The sequence below is a fragment of the Pseudomonas sp. 1L-C-7-B-C1 genome (assembly GCF_057291635.1).
The window spans coordinates 558,136-576,940 of sequence record NZ_JBXAWH010000001.1; the positions used below are offsets into that span (position 1 = coordinate 558,136).

Below are 18,805 nucleotides of genomic sequence, written 5' to 3' on the forward strand. Positions count from 1 at the left end.
ACCTCTGCCCGTGTCCCTGCCGACTGCAAACGAACATGCCTGGGCTGACCGGCCACAGTCACGCGAAATGACTGAATGTTGCCCTTCGCATCGCACTGCTCGAACAGATTCCCATTCAGGTCGAATGCGATGCCCGATAGCGAGCCCGCCGGATCATGACGCAACAACTGGCATGATTGATTGGCCCACGGCGCCTCAGGTCCGCCGTAACTCAGGCGCTCGATGCACGTCTCGGCAGTGCCGTCGCCTGCGAATAGCGCCTGTGAGCGCGGCAACTGATCGTACTAAACCTGCTTTCGATTTCCACGCCCCTCCCAGTGATGATCCGCTTCACCGGCCTGACATGATTGATCGGGTCGCGCGTCGAGCTCCTCCCGTCTTGATCTGCATATTTGTCAGACCTGCTTGCGCAACCATCTTTCAGGAAATCGGGTTGCGTTGACCAACGCGGGAAAAGTGTCTGCATTCATCTGTAACAGCGAGGATCTCACGCGGCCGTCGCCCACAAAGGTGGCCCTGCGTTGATGCCGGTTAGCCGCGTCATCTGTTAACCCTTGCATGCTGGTCTCGTAAACAGGAGCAGTGCCATGCTTCTCGGAAGGACCTGATTTGACAATTCGCAACAAGGACTTTCTTATTTGTTTGCTCCAGCCTCGCACAGCCTTAGCGGTAGCATCGGCCTCAAGTTTCGGCTGCTTGTAATAATGGGTATCAACGGTGAAATTGACTGCATGGGAAGTTTCATGGATCAACGTCCAGGCAACCTCAAGCACATGATCCTGGTCAAGATGGGTACGTGAGACTCCAATGCTCTCGACAACATCTTCGAACTCTCCCGCCAATAACGTACGTCCCTTAAGCATGGATGGACCGTCAAACAGCTCGATATCAAGCTCCGCGTGCGGCTTACCAAATGCCGTTAAGAGGTTCCAATAACTGTCGAGGCTTTCTGCGACGGCCTCCATGGTTTCAGTGCGAATGGGTGCCGGCAGTTCACCAAACGTCGCGTCGAAGGCCTTGACTACATCCTGGCTGGGTGACACTTCGCGAAGTTGATCACGCGTTCCAGCCACCAGATAACCTGCAGCGTCCAGCGCCTGCCTCATTTTCACCTGCTGTTCGGGGCTGAAATCCCCCATTCCTGCGGCTACCACCACGACCTGAGGAACATCGTAAGGGGCTGCGCCTTGGGAGTCGTGATAGCGGATCGGTGAGTTACTGCAAAAGCAAAACAGATTGACCCCGCCTTGTTCACCCGTCGGATCTGGATTGATCCAGCGCATCAGCCACGGTGCGTAATACCGCAGGCCATAGTAGTAAAGCCCGGTCGCGTCCCGCTCTTTTCCTGAATAACGCACGGTTTTGTAGTGCGCTTCAATTTGGCATCGGCCGGCCCACCAGGCTGTGCCTCCAAAGGGGTAATAACTTTCCTGACTGATCAACAGGCATTGCTGATCCAACTCCAACAGGCTTGACCCCAAGTGATCACTCAGCGTGTAACGCGTCTGATCGTTGTCTATCGTCTCCGGCTTGCCCTCTACCCAGTGCAGAACCCGCACCGCGTTGCGTCCGCCAGGAGCGGTGATGACGTGCAGCGTTTCGCCAGTCGCGCTATTGGTGCGGATTTCCAGGCCCGGCAGATAACGTACGCCGTTCAAATGGACGACGTTTTTAGCCTGAACAGTCCGAATCTTGCGCACACGCAGGCCGGTCGCGTCATAGACGTAAACCTCACTGTCATCCAGTCCCGAAGGCCTGGCCACCAGGGTTACCCTGCGCAACTGGTTGCGCGGGTTCCACTCAATATTTCGCCCGGGCTCCAGCCGCTGCAAATTACCGTTGGCATCGAATGCGGCAGCAATCTCGGCGTCAGTTGGCGGCGTGTCAGTCAGTTGAGCCAAGCACCGGTTGCTACCTCTGGCCGCCGCCAGCCATTGCGAATGATCTTGCACGCCAACGTGACTGCGCTTGAGCAAATTGCCGCCCGCATCGTATTCGTAGTTCTGCCGGTAATTCGTCAGTCGGGAGGAGTCGATCGGCGATTGAAACACCGCACGATCCGGGCCTCGATTGACCGACGCCAGCTCCCGACCGGTGGCCTCGATGAGCTGATACAGCGTGTCGTACGTGAATGTGCTGATGGGCTTGGTGAGCTGATTGATGAAATGGCTTTGAGGGAGCGAAGCATCTTCAACGCTGATCACGTTGCCGACCGGATCGTAGGCGTAATGCAGATCCTGCAGTCTTTCTCCACCGGGAAGCGTCGACTGGACGTTCACCAGACGAGCGTCCTGTGTTGAATACGCCGCAGAGGTGACCACGCCATTTCCGGCTGTTTCTGAAACCGCGCGATTGAAAGCGTCGTATTGTATATCGCCCACCAGCGTTTCCGCTGGCAGGCCGGCCAGCTGCAAGCGGGTTTGCTTGAGAAGCCCGGCGACCGTCTGGGCAAAAAACCGGGTGTTTCCCATGGCATCGCGTTGTTCGAACATTTCGCCTGTGGGAGCAAATCGCCAGGCCATCCGGGCGCCGTCTCCGGGTTCCAGAAGCTGGTCGCAAGCTTCGTCGGAGTCAGGCCAACTGGACATGTTCGGATCATTGAGAAAACGCCGCGCCTGCGAGCGCGCATTCCGGTTTATATCGAACGACGTATTGCACAGCGAGCCGGCCGGATCGTAATGCCTGACTAGTTGATTGCATTGGTTGGCGTGATGGTCATCAGGCCCTCCATAGCTCAAGCGCTCGACGCAGGTTCGTGCCGTACCGTCCCGTACGCCCTGTTCTTCAAATAAGGCGATCGGCCGCAGCTGCTGGTCGTATTCGACCCGCTGAACCGTTCCGCGTCCGTCCCAGCCTTCGTCACGCTGCCCACCTTCCCCCACTGATTGAAGGCGCCACCCCGCATCGACGCTTTCATACAGCAGCCGCTCCCCGCTGAGCGAGAAGACCACACTCACATTGCTCGTCGCGTCCGATGCCAGATCGGCGGCAGCCCATAGTCGCGGGTCCCAACCACCCGTTTGCCTTCCTGCGGGGTCATAGGCAAAGCGGTCAACCCGCGCGGTCATGGGCGCATCCGTTTGAGCCCGATAAAAGGACACCGTACGAACCGGCAGCCTGCGCGGCTCTATTACCGTGAGTGTCGGAGTATGGGTATGTAGCGGGCAGGAATGAGCCATGACCTGTGCAATCCGTTGCAGGAATACCGTAAGACTAGTGTGGCTCCGGATTTCTGACTGACCGCCGGTCCGGCTGGACGGTTGCGCTGGACGGTTCGGTTGAGCCATATCCATTAGCCCAATCCCCTCCCCTTTCGGTACGATGCCCGCATCTGCAATCGCGAGATCGACACGATGATTTTCGGCGCCGTACTCCTGTTCACCTGGCTGATCCTGCTTCTGCGCTACCCCTCCAGAGCCCTGCCCGTTTCCCTGGCAGCAGCGGTCGGATTGGGCGTAGTGGCCGCGTTTGTGGTCTGGGAAGACAGCCGCGATGAGCAGCGCCTGGAGCGTCTGCAACTGCGCGTGGACTATATGCCGCAGCAATGCCCGACAGGTCGGCCGTTGCTGGTGCTGATCGATAACGGCAATAAGGTTTCGCTTACTGAACTGCGCTGGAAAATCGCGGCCTACGCGCCGGGCGATACCGTCAATCTGGCCGAAGACGCCTACACCGCGCCGCGCTATCGCGGGCCGGGCGATTTGTTGCCCGGCAGCCAGTGGCAGGATTGCTTGCCGATGCCGCCGCTGCGCCCGGGTTATCGGCCGCAGACCCTGGAGTTTCGTGCCGAACACTTGCAAGGCACATTCTCCGGCTGAGCGCCGCTCCTCTCTTTTTTCAAGGACTGAACCATGTCTGTGGTGTTGATCACCGGTTGTTCCAGCGGCATCGGCCGCGCCATGGCGGATGCCTTCAAAGCGGCAGGCCATGAAGTCTGGACAACCGCACGCAAGCCGGCGGATGTGGAGTCACTGACCGCTGCAGGTTTCCGCGCTGTCACGCTGGACGTCAATGACAGCGCTGCGATTGATCGACTCGTCTCCGAGCTGGATCAACATGGCAAAGGGCTCGACGTGCTGATCAACAACGCTGGCTACGGTGGCATTGGCCCGTTGCTGGATGGCGGTGTCGAGGCCATGCGCAGGCAGTTCGAAACCAACGTGTTTTCCGTGGTCGGCGTGACGCGCGCGCTGTTTCCAACACTGCGCCGCAACAAGGGATTGGTGGTGAATATCGGCAGCGTTTCGGGCGTGCTGGTGACGCCGTTCGCGGGTGCGTATTGCGCGTCCAAGGCCGCCGTCCATGCCATGACCGACGCGCTGCGCATGGAACTGGCGCCTTTCGGGATTCGTGTGATGGAAGTCCAGCCCGGCGCTATCGACACCCACTTCGCGCAGAACGCCAGCCACGAGGCCGAGCAGGTGATTCACGAACATTCGCCGTGGTGGCCGTGGCGAGAAGGCATCCGCGCCAGAGCCAATGCGTCACAGGGCAATCCGACACCCGCCGCCGATTTCGCCCGCGACGTGCTTACCGCCGTACAACGCCGTCATCCCCCGCGCTTGCTGCGATCCGGCAACGGCAGCCGCGCGCTGCCGCTCATGGAACGTTTGCTGCCCAAGGCACTGCTCGAATGGATTCTGAGCAAGCGCTTCAAGCTGGATAAGAAGGCTTAGCTGCCACAGCAAGCCCACTCAGGCGCGTACTAACCTGAGGTCGATGCAAGACTTGTGGGAGCGAGCTTGCTCGCGAAGGGGCCAGTACATCCGCAGCATTTTTAGCTGTCGGGCTGAAGTCTTCGCGAGCAAGCTCACTCCCACAAGTCCTGCGGGGTGGCCGAAATCCTGCTTCACCCCCAGTGATTTGCGAGCAATCGGGAGGGTGCTCCACCTTGCTCGCGAAGGCTTACGTTCAGCCTCCGTGGATCTCAGGTGTTACTGCACCGAACCTTCCTGCTCAGGATTCACAATCACCGTACAGGTGATCCCCGCCGCCAGCACAACGCCTTCCGGCACGTGGTCCAGGTGAATGCGCACGGGCACGCGCTGGGCCAGGCGCACCCAGTTGAAAGTCGGGTTAACGTCAGCGATGAGTTCGCGGCTCTCCGGGTTGTCACGATCATAGATGGCGCGGGCGATGCTCTCGACGTGGCCTTTCATCACTTCGCCGCTCATCAACTGCATGTCCGCCGGATCGCCAACTCTGACGTGGGGCAACTTGGTCTCCTCGAAGAAGCCGTACACCCAGAACGAATTCCTGTCGACAACGGCCATCTTCGCCTCACCGATGCGCGCGTAGTCGCCGCGATGCACGTTGAGGTTGGTGACGTAGCCGTCCACCGCCGCCAGCACTTTGGTGCGTTGCAGGTTCAACTGCGCGGCTTCGAGCTGCGCGACGGCCAGTTGATAATCCGCCTGGGCAGAGGTCGCGACATTGCTGGCGTCTTCGCGGCTCTCGGCGGAGATCACCAGGGCGTCCATGTCTTTGCGTCGATTGGCGTTGACCTTGCGCATCTCCCACGTCGCCCTGCGCGACGCCACCATCGCCTCGGCCTGCTTCACCGCCAGCTGATAATGCTCGGGGTCGATCTGCATCAACAGGTCGCCTTTTTTCACCGGCTGGTTGTCCTTCACCGGCACATCGATTACCACGCCGCTGACATCGGCGGCGACGTTGATCACGTCGGCGCGCACCCGGCCGTCGCGGGTCCACGGCGTGTCCATGTAGTGAATCCACAGCATCCGGCCGATCCAGATGGCCAGGGCCAGAATCAACAAAGTCGCGATCAGACTGAAGAGCTTTTTCATCTCAACCAACGTGCCTCAACGGTAAACAGTGAGCGCCATGGCGCCGAAAATGCAGCTGAACAGGCTCAGACGCAGCAGCGCCGGATGCCAGAAAAAACGATACAGGTCGAGCCCGGACATGAAGCGGTCCAGCGCCCAGGAAAGCACCATCGCCACCAGAAACATGACGGTCACGGTCGGCATGTAAACGCCGTGGAAGGCGAGTTCACGAGGCATTGAGTTGTCCTTGCGGCGAGGCCACAGATGCCTGCTCTGACGTGGCGCCTGCCAGCGGCGATTGCGGATCCAGCAGGCAGGTGCGGATGAAGTGCAGGTAGCTTTTCACCCGGCGCAACGCCGAGGTGTCGAAGTGCGGTGCGAAGGGCTCGTCAGTGTTCTGCACGCAGACGATGGCGTGATCGACCGCCGACAGACTGCGCGCCAGATTGTGGCGATCAGGCTGGATGAACAGCCGAATCAGCGAGCGGCCCATGGCGCGAATCGCCTGCCGCCAGGGTTGCGATTCGGCGTAGCTGGGGTGTACCGGCAGGATGTCCTGCTCGCGGCGTAATTCAATGATCGCGTGGCCAATCTCCAGCACCACGAACATCCAGCGCAGCAGGTTGCGCTGCACCTCGGGTTTGCCGGCGGCCAGGCCATAGGCCTGATGCATCAGGTCACGGGTGCGGCTTTCGAAACTGGAGCGAATCCCGCGCAGCGGCGCGCTGATGGCGAAACTCACTTGCTGACGCAGATTGCCTTCGAGCCGCTGCCACAGCCAGCGGCTGTTGGGCGGCAGGATGATTGCCCCCGCCGCTGCGCACAGCAGCATGCCAAGGACCATGGCGATGTAGTCGTTGATGAACGCGTACGGGTTGTAGACCGTGAGGTTATCCGGCGCCGAGCCGATGCTGAAGAAAATCAGCAGCCCCAGTCCGTAGCCGACCCATTGCGGCCGCGTGGTCAGGAAGGTGCCGAGCACGAACACCGGCGCCAGTACCATGCACAACAGCGGAAAACCATCGATGCGCGGCAGTACGAAAAAGGTGATGAAAAAGCCCAGCACGGCGCCCAGGAATGTCCCGCACGCCATCTGAAACGACATGCGCCTCGGGTTCGGCGTGGTCGCGGAAAGCGCCACCGTGGCGGCGGACACGAGGGTCATCGACGCACCGCTCGGCCAGGCCGTGGCCACCCAATACACCGACATCACCGCAAGAATGAACGTCGCGCGCACACCGGACGCCAGCGACGACAGCCAACTGGTGGTGGACACGAACGGCTCGACCCACTTTTCCCGCACATGGCGGTGATCGGCCAGTGACGCGTGGGTCTGGGCGTAGTCGTGCATGTCGTCGACGAAGCGATACAGCAACTCGTAAGCGGTGTGGAAATCCAGCAGGTCGTCGTCGCCGGGCTCGGTCTTGACGAACGCGGCGCGCAGGCTGCGCACGTGCTCGGGCAGGTCGGCCTTGTACACGCTCAATCGATTGGCGAGCAACGCGGCGTCAGCGTTGGTCAGCGCGCGCCCGGCGAAAGGCTCCAGCAATCCTGTCAGCGAATTCAGACCGGGCTCGATGGCCTGCACCGCCGGCGTCACGCCGCGCCGACGCAAGCGCTCAAGCAACTGATGCAAGGCGTTGAAGCGCGTGGTGATGGTCATGAACTCGCTGTTCAGGCGATTCAATCGACCGTTGCGGCGGCGCATGTGCGGGTCTTCGAACACGGTGACCGCGCGCAGGCCTTCGAGCCCGACGGCATCGGCGATGAAGCGCACATTGCTGGCTTCGAACGACGCCGGATCGCTCTCGCCGCGCAGGCCGGTGATGACGAACTGGGCGAAGGTGCCGAAGCGCTGGTACAAGGTGTTGCGCATCGCTGCGCCGGCGCTCTGCGGCAGGATCGCGGCGCTGACCAATGTCGAGCAGACGATGCCCAGAGAAATTTCCAGGACACGCCACATTGCTGCCATGAACGAGGTGTCCGGGTGAGCAAGCGCTGGCAATCCGGTCATCGCGGCGGTGTAGCCGGCCAGCACAAAACCATAGGCGCGGAAGTTGCGATAGCGCGCGGCCCCGGCGCAGCAGAAGCCGACCCAAATCGCCAGACTGCCGAGGAACAGCTCGCTGTTTTGCGCGAACAGCGCCATCAGCGTGACCATCACCACGGAACCAGCGACGGTGCCAAGCAAGCGGTAGAAACTCTTGGCGAACACCTGACCGCTCTGGGGCTGCATGACGATGAACACGGTGATCATGGCCGTACGCGGCTGCGGCAGTTCCAGGCGCATGGCGATCCAGTAGGTCAAAAATGCCGCGGTCAGCACCTTGGCGATGTAGATCCACGTCACGCCATCACTGCGCGCCCAATCGTTCAGGCCCCGACGCCATTCGAGGGATTTGAGCCAGTTAAAAGCGGCGTTCATCTCCAGGCCCTGCCGAAGCGCATCATTTATCAAACACCGCCAACGACACCGGCGTTTTCGGCGCTGCGGTCCTTTCCGGCGCAGGCGAATCATTGCCTGCCATCAACCCTCCCCCCAGCGCCACCACCAATTCTGCGTGCACCGTCAGGCGTTCGGCCTGGACGTGTTGCTGGACCTGCTGCTGATGGAACAACAGCGTCTGCGCGTTGAGCACATTGAGGTAATCGGTCAGGCCGCGTGTATAGGCAACCATCGCGATGTCGTAGGTTTTCTGCGCGGCGGCCACCGATTGATCGGCGAACGCTTGCTGCTTGTCCATCGATTCGCGACGAATCAGCTGATCGGAAATGCTCTTCAGCGCCATCACCAGGGTCTGGTTGTACTGCGCGACTACTTCGTCATAGCCCGCCGACGCCACGCCCAGTTCCGATCGCAAACGCCCGCCGTCGAAGATCGGCAAGGTGATCGCCGGGCCCACGCTGTAGTTGAATTTCTTGCCGGCGAGGAATTCCAGCATGCCGCCGCCAGTGGCCATAGAACCCAGGCTGCCCATCAGATCGACGTTCGGATAAAACCCGGCATGGGCCACATCAATGCCCCGCGCTTGCGCCGCCACCCGCCAGCGACTGGCGACCACATCCGGGCGCTGCCCCAGCAATTCGGCGGGCAGCGCCGACGGCAACTTCAACGCCGCGTTCAGCGACAGCGACAGCGTCGGACGCTGCAAACTCGCGCCCTCGCCCGGGCCTTTGCCCGCCAGCGCGGCGATCTGATTGCGGCTCAGGGCAATGGCCTCATCCAGCGCGTCAATCTGACGATGGGTTTCAGGCAAAGGGGTTTGCGCCTGGCTGACCTCGAAATGGGTTCCGATGCCGCCTTTCAGGCGACGCTGGGCCAGATCAACGATCTGCTGCTGTTGCGCGAGGGTCGCTTCGGCGATATCGCGCTGGGCGTAGTTGAGGGACAACTGGATGTACGCGCGGACGATGTTGTCCTGCAATTCCAGCTGCGCCTGACGCTCCTGGGCCGCGCTCATGTGCGCCATGTCCAGCGCCTGTTCAGAGTGATTGCTTTCCTGGCCCCACAGATCAAGGGAATAACTCAGGCCCAGCGACGCGTTGTTGTCCCACGTGCTGGTGTTCGACAGCTCACCCGGGCCGTAGAACTGATCCGTCGGCCAGTTGTGCCGTTTCAAGGTGCTGTCGCCGGAGATGTGCAGGGATTCCGCCGACTCCGCGATGCCCGCCATGGCCTTGGCCTGACGCACGCGCGCAGCGGCGATCGCCAGGCTGGGGCTGCCCAGCGCGGCCAGTTTGATCCAGCGATTGAGTTGGTCGTCGCCGTAGGCGCGCCACCACTGACCGGCCGGCCAGTGGGCGTCTTTGTCGGCCGCCTTGATGGCGTCGTCGGTGGCCAGCGCGTCGGGCGACAACGCTGTGCCTTGTGGGGCGATTCCGCCAGTTCCGATGCAGCCGCTGATGAGTAACGTTAAAGCCCACACACTGAGGGGCTTGAGCCCTCTGACGAGACGACGCGGCACTGCTGCAATTACCTAATGGAGGGGGAATCGATGATGCGGCGATTCTAGGGGGCGCCTAGTCCGGCGATAAGCCGGGACTTCTGCGAATCTTTGTTACCGAACAGGAGATAATCCTTTGGTATGGCTGACATGGATCAGTTACTTCATGTCACAATTTGCTATCTCACCTGAGAACGGCCAATGGACACTCTGCAAAACATGCGCGCCTTCACTTGCGTGGCGCAAGCGGGCAGCTTCACCGCTGCCGCCGCTCAACTGGACACCACCACCGCAAACGTTTCGCGCGCTGTCTCCAATCTCGAAGCACACCTGCAAACCCGACTCCTCAACCGCACCACGCGACGCATCGCCCTGACCGAAGCGGGCAAGCGTTACCTGCTGCGTTGCGAGCAGATCCTCGGCTACGTGGAAGAAGCAGAAGCCGAAGCGAGCGACGCCCATGCGCGCCCTTCCGGGCAATTGAAAGTCCATTCAATGACCGGCGTAGGCCAGCATTACGTTATCGACGCGATTGCCCGCTATCGGCGCAATCACCCGGACGTGTCGTTCGACCTGACCATGACCAACCGCGTCCCCGACCTGCTCGAAGAGGGGTACGACGTGTCCATCGTCCTCGCCAGCGAGCTGCCGGATTCGGGCTTCGTGTCCCAGCGACTGGGGATCACCTACAGCATCGTGTGTGCCTCGCCCGCGTACATCAAGGCATTCGGCATGGCGCATCGACCGGCTGACTTGCTCAATCACGCCTGTCTGCGTCTGGTCAGCCCGGTGTTCCCGCTGGAGAAGTGGGCGTTTGATGGCCCCGAAGGTCAGGAAACCGTGACCATCGGCAACTCGCCGTTTCTGGTGAACTCGGCCGACGCCATGCAGGCGGCGATCAGCAGCGGCATGGGCATCGGGATTCTGCCGATCTACTCGGCGATCGAAGGTTTGCGTAATGGCTCGCTGGTGCGGGTATTGCCGCAGTACCGGTCTCACGAGCTGAACCTGTACGCGATCTACCCGTCGCGGCAGTACCTGGATGCGAAGATCAAAACCTGGGTCGAGTACCTGCGCGGCTCGCTGCCGGAAATCATGGCCGCCCATGAAGCGGATCTTCAGACCCATGTGTTGCCGGAGACGGTTTAGTCATCATCCATGCGCAACGGCGGTGACCCTGCCAATCCCTCGGCAAGAATGTTAGCGTGCTACGCATTGCCCTTCTGACCTGCCGAGAGAAGCTATCCGATGAAAAAGACCGTCCTTGCCTTCAGCCGCGTGTCCCCGGAAATGGCCGAGCGCCTGCAGCAAGACTTCAACGTGATCATCCCCGATCCGAAAAAGGGTGATCTGAACGAGCAGTTCAACGAAGCCCTGCCCCACAGCCACGGCATGATCGGCGCCGGTCGCACGCTGGGGCGCGAGCAGTTGGAGAGCGCGAAGCAGCTGGAGGTGGTGTCGAGCATTTCGGTCGGCTACGACAACTACGACGTCGGCTACCTCACCGAACGCGGCATCATGCTGACCAACACCCCCGACGTGCTGACGGAAAGCACCGCCGATCTGGGCTTCTCGCTGATCATGAGCAGCGCCCGCCGCGTCGCCGAACTGGACGCTTACACCAAAGCCGGTAAGTGGAAACGCAGCATCGAGGCGTCACATTTCGGCACCGACGTTTACGGCAAGACGCTGGGTATCGTGGGGATGGGGAACATCGGCGCGGCGGTCGCGCGACGCGGTCGCCTGGGTTTCAACATGCCGATCCTGTACAGCGGCAACAGCCGCAAGACCGCCCTCGAGCAGGAACTGGGCGCGCAATTCCGTACGCTGGACCAACTGCTGGCCGAGTCGGATTTCGTCTGTCTGGTGGTGCCGCTCAGCGAAAAGACCCAGCACATGATCAGCACGCGCGAACTGTCACTGATGAAAAAGAGCGCCATTCTGGTAAACATCGCCCGCGGCCCGATCGTGGACGAACCGGCGCTGATCAAGGCGCTGCAGGACGGCACCATTCGCGGCGCTGGTCTGGATGTCTACGAAAAAGAGCCGTTGTCTGAATCGCCACTGTTCGCCCTGAGCAACGCGGTGACGCTGCCCCACATCGGCTCGGCGACTGACGAAACCCGCCAGGCCATGGCCGACCGTGCCTACACAAACCTGCGCGCCGCGCTACTGGGCGAGAAGCCGCAGGATCTGGTGAATACGCAGGTGTGGAAGGGCTGAGCCGCCCTTCTGATGATCGTTCACACGGTCCCCGTGGGAATGGCGCTCCCGGCGCTCCGCGCCATTTCAGCGGGGATGACGCGGAGCGTCACAGGCTGCATTCCCACGCAGAGCGCGGGAACGATCAACTCTCTCAGGCCCGTCCGTGATCGTTCACACGGCCCCCGTGGGAATGGCGCTCCCGGCGCTCCGTGCCAGCCAGCCTCTCAGGCCAGTTTCGCACCCACTGGCACAACCACCCTCGGCTTCCTGAACACCAGCACGTTCCCCGCCATCACCAACACCAGCCCCATCAACGCCGGGGCGGTCCATTGGTAGCCTTCGGCAGACGCCGACACATTCAACGCCACCACCGGAAACAGCACCGTGCAATACGCCGCGCGCTCCGGGCCCATGCGGCCGACCAGGGTGAGGTAAGCCGTAAAGCCAATCACCGAACCCGGGATTACCAGATACAGCAACGAGCCGATGTACCGCGCGTTCCACTCAAAACCGAACGGCGTACCGCTCAGCAGGCAATACACGCACAGCATCGTTGCGCCATACAGCATGCCGTAGGCGTTGGTGGTCAGCGGACGCAGACCGGCCTTCTGTTGCAGGCTGGAAAGCATGTTGCCCGCCGAGAAACACAGCGTGCCGAGCAGGGTCAGTGCCAGGCCGATCAAGGTCTCGCGACTGGCGCTGTGCCCGGCCAACTCCGGCCAGAACAGGCACGCCAGGCCGATCAGCCCCAACGTCCCGCCCAACACGACGTTGCGCGCGATTTTCTGTTTGAAAAATATCCGGGCGTTGAGGGCGTTCCACAGTGTCGCGGTGGAGAACACTACCGCCACCAGACCGGTCGGGATCCACTGGCTGGCGGTGTAGAAGCACATGAAGTTGACGCAGAACAGGCACAGCCCTTGCGCCAGGCAGATGAGCTGGCCGCGACGATTGACCTTCTGCAATTTCCCGGTCGCCAGCAACAACGCGAAGATGATCAGCGCCGCAAGGCCGAAGCGGTAGACGATCGACACGGGAATGGCGACTTCGCCCAGTTGCAGTTTCAAGGCAATCCAGGTCGTGCCCCAGATCATAACGGTCAGCAGATACAACGTGATGTTCATGTCAGGCTCCCCAGTGAAGCCTCAGTCTGGCGGCGCGCCGATGCGCCCACTTGCAGAAACTTGCGCATTTGATCGTCGCCCCGCTGGCAGGGGGCAGCGCTCGGAGTAGGATGCGAGGCGTAGAGGAGCCCCTATGTCGTCACTCGAAACCATCCAGGTTTTTCAATCCCTGAACAGCTCGCCCCACGCGCAGCTGGAGAAGTGCGCGCCCCTGGGCGACGGAGTGATGGCGGCCCTGTGGAACAACCGCCATGACGCGCAGAACTATCACGCGCCGACGCACCACACGCTGTCGTGTTACATCGACGGCGGCACCGGAACCTTCCGCCGCGATCAGCCAGACCGAAAAGGCGCTCCCGACAAGATCTGCACGCTGCCCGCCGGCCATCAATCTTCCTGGGTAGTAAACGGTGAAATCCGTCTGGCGCATCTGTACATCAGCCCCGAACAGTTCGCCCTCAATTGCGTCACGCTGCTGGATCGCGAGCCGCGCCAGCTGGCGTTGCAGGAGCACACGTTTCTGGACGATCCGCTGCAGGCCGAGCGCTTTCATCGTCTGATCCGCATGGACTGGTGCGAGCCGGGCGAACGCATGCTCACCAGCAGCCTGGCCCATGAACTGCTCGATCACATGGTCCTGCGCCAGGTAGGACTGCGCGAGGGGTTGCGCTTGAAGGGCGGGTTGGCCCCGCACTTGCGCCGTCAGTTGGTGGAGTTGATCGAGCAGAATCTGGCCGATCCCTTGAGCCTCGGCCAGTTGGCCGGCATGTGCGCGCTGTCGGAATACCACTTCGCGCGGATGTTCCGCGAAAGCTTCGGCCTGCCGCCCCATCAATACCTGCTCGCCCGGCGCCTCAACCGCGCCCGGGAACTGCTGCGCTCGACGCGCAAGCCGTTGGGCGAGATTGCGCTTGAATGCGGCTTCGCCAGCGCCAGCCATTTCAGTAACCGGTTCAAACAGTCAGTCGGCGCGACGGCGGGCGAGTACCGGGCTGCGTTTCAGTAACCGCTCCTCAGTGCCACCCACTCCAGCTGACTCGACCTATATCAAAGGGTAGGAGTGAGCTTGCTCGCGATAGGGCCCGTAAATCCGCCGATTTCTCACGAGCTGAACCACAGCCTTCGCGAGCAAGCTCACTCCTACAAGGGATCAAGCGTCCACAGGCAGAACCGAGTCGGCAGGGTAAATGCTCTTGGTGTGTCACTCATATCTAACGGATCAAACCCATATCAAACTGTAGGAGTGAGCTTGCTCGCGAAAGCGCCCGTACATCCGCCGATTTCTCACAAGCTGAACCACAGCCTTCGCGAGCAAGCTCACTCCTACAAGGGATCAAGCGTCTACCGGCAGAGCCGTGTCGGCAGGGTAAATGCTCTTGGTGTGTCACTCATATCTAACGGATCAAACCCATATCAAACTGTAGGAGTGAGCTTGCTCGCGAAAGCGCCCTTACATCCGCCGATTTCTCACGAGCTGAACCACAGCCTTCGCGAGCAAGCTCACTCCTACAGGGATCCAGCGTCTACCGGCAGAGTCGGGGCAGCCATGTAACGGCTCAAAACTCCAGCGTCGTCGCCATGACCACCTGCCGCGAATCCCCCAGCGACACGAAATAACGACTTACCGCCGAGCTGTAATAAGTGCGATCAAAGAGGTTTTTCACGTTCAGCTGAAACTTCACTTTTTGCCCATCCAGACGGGTTTCGTAAGTCGCGAAGGCATCGGCGACGGTGTAGCCCGGCAGGTCGAAGTCGTTGTCGGGATTGCCGGCGCGTTGGCCTACGTAATGGGCACCTGCTCCCGCGCGCAGCCGGTCCGCACCCAGCGCGGCGCCAAAGTCGTACACCGCCGAGACCGACCCGCTGTGCCGGGGCACGTTCTGCAAGCGGTTGCCTTTCAGGGTCGGGTCTTCAACCACCCAGGCGTCGGTGAAGGCATAACCGCCAATCAGGCTCCAGCGTTCTGACAGCTGCCCGCTTATCTCCAATTCCAGACCCCGCGAGCGGACTTGACCTGCGGTGGTGTACACCGTGTTCGCCGTCAGCGAGTCGAAATTCGCCACCAGCACATTGCGCTTTCGGATGTCGAACAGCGCCAGTGTCGCACTGATGCCATCGGAAGAATCCCACTTGGCGCCCAGCTCCCACGCTTTCGATTCTTCGGGCAGCGTCGCCGAATCCAGAACGGTGCCGCCCGCCAGCGTGGCGATGCTGGAGTTGGGCTTGAACGCCTCGGTGTAATTCCCATACACCGACAGCTCATCGCTGTAGCGGTAAACAAGGCCGGCTCGGGGAATCCACTTCTGCCCGTTCAAATCGGTGTTTCGCGTGAAAGGCGAGCCTTTACCAGCCTGTTGATCAAACACTTGATAACGCGCGCCCGCGACGAAAATCCAGCGGTCGCTGAGGTGCACGGAGTCCTGAACAAATACCGAGTCGCTGCGCAGGATGTCGAGCTGATGGCTGTCCGCCGCACTGACCTGAGTGCCCTCTGCTTCCCGGCCATACACCGGATTCACGTAGCTAAACGTGCTTTGGCTTTTCTGGCGGATCAGTTCACCTCGCGCGACTTTTCGGTACTCGTCGTCGACGCCCATCAGCAGTTCATGCCGCATACCGGCCAATGACGTATCGCCATTCAGGGTCAGGGTGGTGAAGCGATCGGTGCTGAGGGCGTTGCCGGTCCCGTCGATGGAGCGGGTCAGCGTGCCAGAGGCCGGATCGACGGCGGTCACCCGCACCTGACTGGCGTCGTAGGTCTCGCGGTTGTAGCTGTAACCGAGGTGGCCTTTCCAGGTGTCGTCAAAGCTGTGGTCGACCTCGAAACGATACAGATCCGAGCGCCCTTCCATGTCGTTGAACGGCTCGTCCAGACGTCGGGTGGCCGGTATATCCAGCGGATGATTGGTGCGAGGATCGATTGCCGTGCCGCGATCAAACGGCGAGAGAAATTCCCGGTGCTCGTATGACGCCAGCACCTCAGTGTCATCGCCATACCAGGCAAGCGACGGCGCCACCAACGATTCACGGTGCACCCCGTAATTGCGCCAGTAATCTTCGTCTTGGTGGTCAACGACCAAGCGATATGCCACCCCCGACGACGCCCCTTCAGCGGCATCAATCGCGCCGGTGCTATCGAGCGTTACGCCGCTGCCGTTCTTGCCTGAGCCGAAGCTTGAACCCCGAGCCGTCAGCGCGTTGGCCGACGGCAACTGCGGGCGCTTGCTGACCACGTTGATCACCCCGCCCGGGTCCTGAATGCCATACAGCAGCGACGCCGGCCCCTTGAGGACTTCGACGCGTTCGGCCGTCGCATTCAGGTTGCGTCCCTGCACCACCGGCATGCCGTCGCGCATGATCGAACCGTCGCGATTGTCGCCGAAACCGCGCTTCATCAACGTGTCCTGGGTGCTGCCGAGGGTATTGCCCTGGGTCACGCCGCTCACGTTGGCCAGCGCATCGTCGAGGTTGCGCGGCGCCTGATCGCTCAGCACCTGCGCAGGAACGGTACTCACCGCCTGCGGGCTTTCCAGCGACGGGGTTGTGCTGCGCAGCACTGATGCCACGGCGAGCGGCTGATAGCTGTAAACGGTGCTGCGAGTGGACGCGATCTGCGTCGCGCCAAGGGTGACCGCGCCCTCGGCTGGCGGGGACTGCAGCGTAAAGGTGTCGTCGGTGGCGCGGCGGTATGTGAGGGCGGACGTACTCAAGAGCAGGCGTAACGCCTGTTCCGCGCTGAACGAGCCGATCAACGCCGGAGCATCGACCGCGTAGGGCGCATCCTGGGTGTAAATCACGCCCTGCCCCGTGACCCGGCTGAAATCCCTCAGTGCTTGAGGCAGCGGTTTGGCCTGGATCGAAAAGTCGTAGGCCGGCACGGCTGCCTGGGCGCAGGCGCTCCAGACCGCTACCACCGAAACGCCACACCACCTTTTCACATCAATCAATCCCGTTTGAATACGAAACACCTCAACCGCTCGCGTGCGATCAACGGATCACAATGACCCGCCCGAGGGCTTCGAACTGCTCAAAACCAATGACGGACTTCAACGCTGCCAGCACGGCCTGCGGGTCGCGGCTGGAGAAGCTGCCGCTGACGGTCTTCGCGGCCAGCTCATCGTTAAGCAAAATGATTCGCCCCGGGTAATAGCGGTTAAGGTCGTTAATCACATTGGCGAGGGGCGTCCGGGAATAATTGAGCCAACCCCGACGCCAGGCCAATTGGCTTTCAGTGTCGACGGGCTGCGGATCAGTGACGCGTTCGCGGTCATAACGGGCCTGCTGACCTGCCGTCAGGATCAGCTGCGGCGCATCGGCGTCTGCCTTCACGCCAACGCGGCCCGACAGCACGGTGACTTGCGCGCCGGCAGGTTGCAGTCGCACCTCGAACTGTGTGCCCAGCACCCGGGTTTCACCGCGCCCGCCATCGACCACGAACGGCTTGCCATTGTGGGTGACTTGAAAGAATGCGGCGCCACGGCGCAGCTCGACATGCCGTTCTCCGTCGTCGAAATGCACGGCGATGGCGCTGTCGGCGTCCATCATGACCTGCGACCCGTCTGCCAGGATTAACATTCGGACCTGCCCCGGTGCCGACACATAATCGGCGTTCAAATCCTCTGCCCAGCGCTGCGGATTCCAGCCCATCACGACGCTCACCATTAGCAGCAGACACGCCGCCATCGCCAGCGCCGCTCCCCAGCCCGGCAAGCGTTGCGGCGGGGATGCGTCCATTTTCCGCAGCAAGGCGTCGAGGGCGACGGCGTCTTCGCCGGCCAGTGTGGTGGCAGGTTCTTCACTGAGTTCCCATAGCACCTGAGCCTGAGCGTAAGCCTGGGCATGGGCCGGGTCGGCGTGCAGCCAGCGGCTGAAACGCGCCTGATCGGCGATCGTCGGCTGGTTGTGCAGCACACTGAGCCAGCTCAGGGCCATGGTGTCGGCATCGGCATTTGAATGAGTTTTCGGATCGGGGAAGGCGTTCATCGACGACCCCCTCCGGATTTCCCGACAGGGGGCACAACCCGAGCGACGTCCTGGTTGACGCTCGCCTTGCAAGCCTGCAGGGCCCGCATCATGTGTTTCTCCACGGCACTCTGCGAAAGCCCCATGGCCTTGGCGATTTCGGCATATTTGCGTCCGTGGATACGATTGAGCAGGAAGATCTGCCGGGTTTTCTCCGGCAATGCGCGCAACGCCGTTTCGATGTGGCGCAGATCATTGCTCGCCTCCAGCGCCGCCTGGGGTTCGTCAGTGTCGGGCCGATGCGCGTCAGGCAGCATCTCGTCGCTGAGCCGGGCACGGGTGCCTTCATTGCGCAGATGGTCAATGGCGATATTGCCAGCACAGCGCAGCAGATAAGTGTTGAGCTCTTCGACCTGGACCAGCGGGCGCCTCCAGAACCTGAGGAACAGGTCCTGCACCAGATCCGCTGCCGTCGCCCGGCAACCCACTCTTCGGCTGACCAGCGCCTCCATTTGCGGACGCTGGGACAGAAACACTTCCAGAAACTGTGCGCGTGCAGCCTTCGGAGCCTCATGGTCGAGGTCCTGGCACGCTGAGTTCAAGGATGGAGGTGGATCGATCATGGTTCAGGCACGGCAGTGGGAATGGTGCGAGGCGCGATATTAATGATAAATATTCTCATGCGCAAAAGATGTCCGACGAATCTCGCAACAAATCTGCGGCGGCTTAACGCAGCCCCTGAAAAGACGTGGCCCAGCAAAACGGGACTCGCCGGTCGAGTTCC

The 18,805-nt window shown here is 61.4% G+C and carries 14 protein-coding genes; 5 read left to right on the forward strand and 9 right to left on the reverse strand.

Annotated elements, in window-relative coordinates; translation table 11 throughout:
- Positions 1 to 395 precede the first annotated feature (395 nt).
- Positions 396 to 3,068: an RHS repeat domain-containing protein gene (locus tag AC0Z8Z_RS02520; protein ID WP_485617719.1), complete on the reverse strand. Its 2,673-nt coding sequence runs from the start codon at positions 3,066 to 3,068 to the stop codon at positions 396 to 398.
- A gap of 285 nt (positions 3,069 to 3,353) precedes the next feature.
- On the opposite strand from AC0Z8Z_RS02520, the gene AC0Z8Z_RS02525 reads away from it, so the two are divergent.
- Both AC0Z8Z_RS02525 and AC0Z8Z_RS02530 read left to right on the forward strand, forming a co-directional pair.
- Complete coding sequence (locus tag AC0Z8Z_RS02525) at positions 3,354 to 3,818, forward strand: multidrug transporter (RefSeq protein ID WP_485617721.1); 465 nt, start codon at positions 3,354 to 3,356, stop codon at positions 3,816 to 3,818.
- Between the two features lie 33 nt (positions 3,819 to 3,851).
- Positions 3,852 to 4,676 (forward strand): SDR family oxidoreductase, encoded by an 825-nt coding sequence (locus AC0Z8Z_RS02530; RefSeq protein ID WP_485617723.1) that lies wholly within the window; start codon positions 3,852 to 3,854, stop codon positions 4,674 to 4,676.
- 258 nt (positions 4,677 to 4,934) lie between these two features.
- Here the strand turns inward: AC0Z8Z_RS02530 and AC0Z8Z_RS02535 are convergent, their stop codons facing one another.
- From AC0Z8Z_RS02535 to AC0Z8Z_RS02550, 4 genes are read right to left on the reverse strand one after another with little or no spacing between them, the layout of a single operon-like run.
- Entirely contained in the window at positions 4,935 to 5,807 is an 873-nt protein-coding gene (locus AC0Z8Z_RS02535) for an efflux RND transporter periplasmic adaptor subunit (protein ID WP_485617724.1), read from the reverse strand.
- 15 nt (positions 5,808 to 5,822) lie between these two features.
- Complete coding sequence (locus tag AC0Z8Z_RS02540) at positions 5,823 to 6,023, reverse strand: DUF1656 domain-containing protein (protein ID WP_065991906.1); 201 nt, start codon at positions 6,021 to 6,023, stop codon at positions 5,823 to 5,825.
- A complete protein-coding gene (locus AC0Z8Z_RS02545; protein ID WP_485617725.1) occupies positions 6,013 to 8,211 on the reverse strand; it encodes an FUSC family protein in 2,199 nt (732 codons plus the stop codon). The genes AC0Z8Z_RS02540 and AC0Z8Z_RS02545 overlap by 11 nt, the downstream gene beginning before the upstream one ends.
- Before the next feature lie 22 nt (positions 8,212 to 8,233).
- Positions 8,234 to 9,751, reverse strand: coding sequence for an efflux transporter outer membrane subunit (locus AC0Z8Z_RS02550; RefSeq protein ID WP_485617726.1), 1,518 nt, complete (start codon positions 9,749 to 9,751; stop codon positions 8,234 to 8,236).
- Between the two features lie 180 nt (positions 9,752 to 9,931).
- Here AC0Z8Z_RS02550 and AC0Z8Z_RS02555 point away from each other — a divergent pair, with 180 nt between their 5' ends.
- A complete protein-coding gene (locus AC0Z8Z_RS02555) occupies positions 9,932 to 10,879 on the forward strand; it encodes a LysR family transcriptional regulator (RefSeq protein ID WP_122535312.1) in 948 nt (315 codons plus the stop codon).
- A 99-nt stretch (positions 10,880 to 10,978) separates the two neighbouring features.
- On the forward strand, positions 10,979 to 11,953 hold the full coding sequence (locus AC0Z8Z_RS02560) for a 2-hydroxyacid dehydrogenase (protein ID WP_485617727.1): 975 nt from the start codon (positions 10,979 to 10,981) through the stop codon (positions 11,951 to 11,953).
- 206 nt (positions 11,954 to 12,159) lie between these two features.
- Here AC0Z8Z_RS02560 and AC0Z8Z_RS02565 read toward each other — a convergent pair whose 3' ends face one another.
- A complete protein-coding gene (locus AC0Z8Z_RS02565; protein ID WP_485617729.1) occupies positions 12,160 to 13,059 on the reverse strand; it encodes a DMT family transporter in 900 nt (299 codons plus the stop codon).
- Positions 13,060 to 13,192: 133 nt separating this feature from the next.
- Between AC0Z8Z_RS02565 and AC0Z8Z_RS02570 the strand changes: the two genes are divergently transcribed.
- Positions 13,193 to 14,065: a helix-turn-helix domain-containing protein gene (locus tag AC0Z8Z_RS02570; protein ID WP_485617730.1), complete on the forward strand. Its 873-nt coding sequence runs from the start codon at positions 13,193 to 13,195 to the stop codon at positions 14,063 to 14,065.
- A gap of 550 nt (positions 14,066 to 14,615) precedes the next feature.
- Here AC0Z8Z_RS02570 and AC0Z8Z_RS02575 read toward each other — a convergent pair.
- From AC0Z8Z_RS02575 to AC0Z8Z_RS02585, 3 genes are read right to left on the reverse strand one after another with little or no spacing between them, the layout of a single operon-like run.
- Positions 14,616 to 16,997, reverse strand: a complete 2,382-nt coding sequence (locus AC0Z8Z_RS02575; RefSeq protein WP_485617731.1) for a TonB-dependent siderophore receptor — start codon at positions 16,995 to 16,997, stop codon at positions 14,616 to 14,618.
- A gap of 49 nt (positions 16,998 to 17,046) precedes the next feature.
- Positions 17,047 to 18,042: a FecR family protein gene (locus AC0Z8Z_RS02580; RefSeq protein ID WP_485617732.1), complete on the reverse strand. Its 996-nt coding sequence runs from the start codon at positions 18,040 to 18,042 to the stop codon at positions 17,047 to 17,049.
- Entirely contained in the window at positions 18,039 to 18,644 is a 606-nt protein-coding gene (locus AC0Z8Z_RS02585; RefSeq protein ID WP_485617733.1) for an RNA polymerase sigma factor, read from the reverse strand. Before AC0Z8Z_RS02585 ends, AC0Z8Z_RS02580 begins: the two co-directional genes overlap by 4 nt.
- Positions 18,645 to 18,805: the final 161 nt, after the last annotated feature.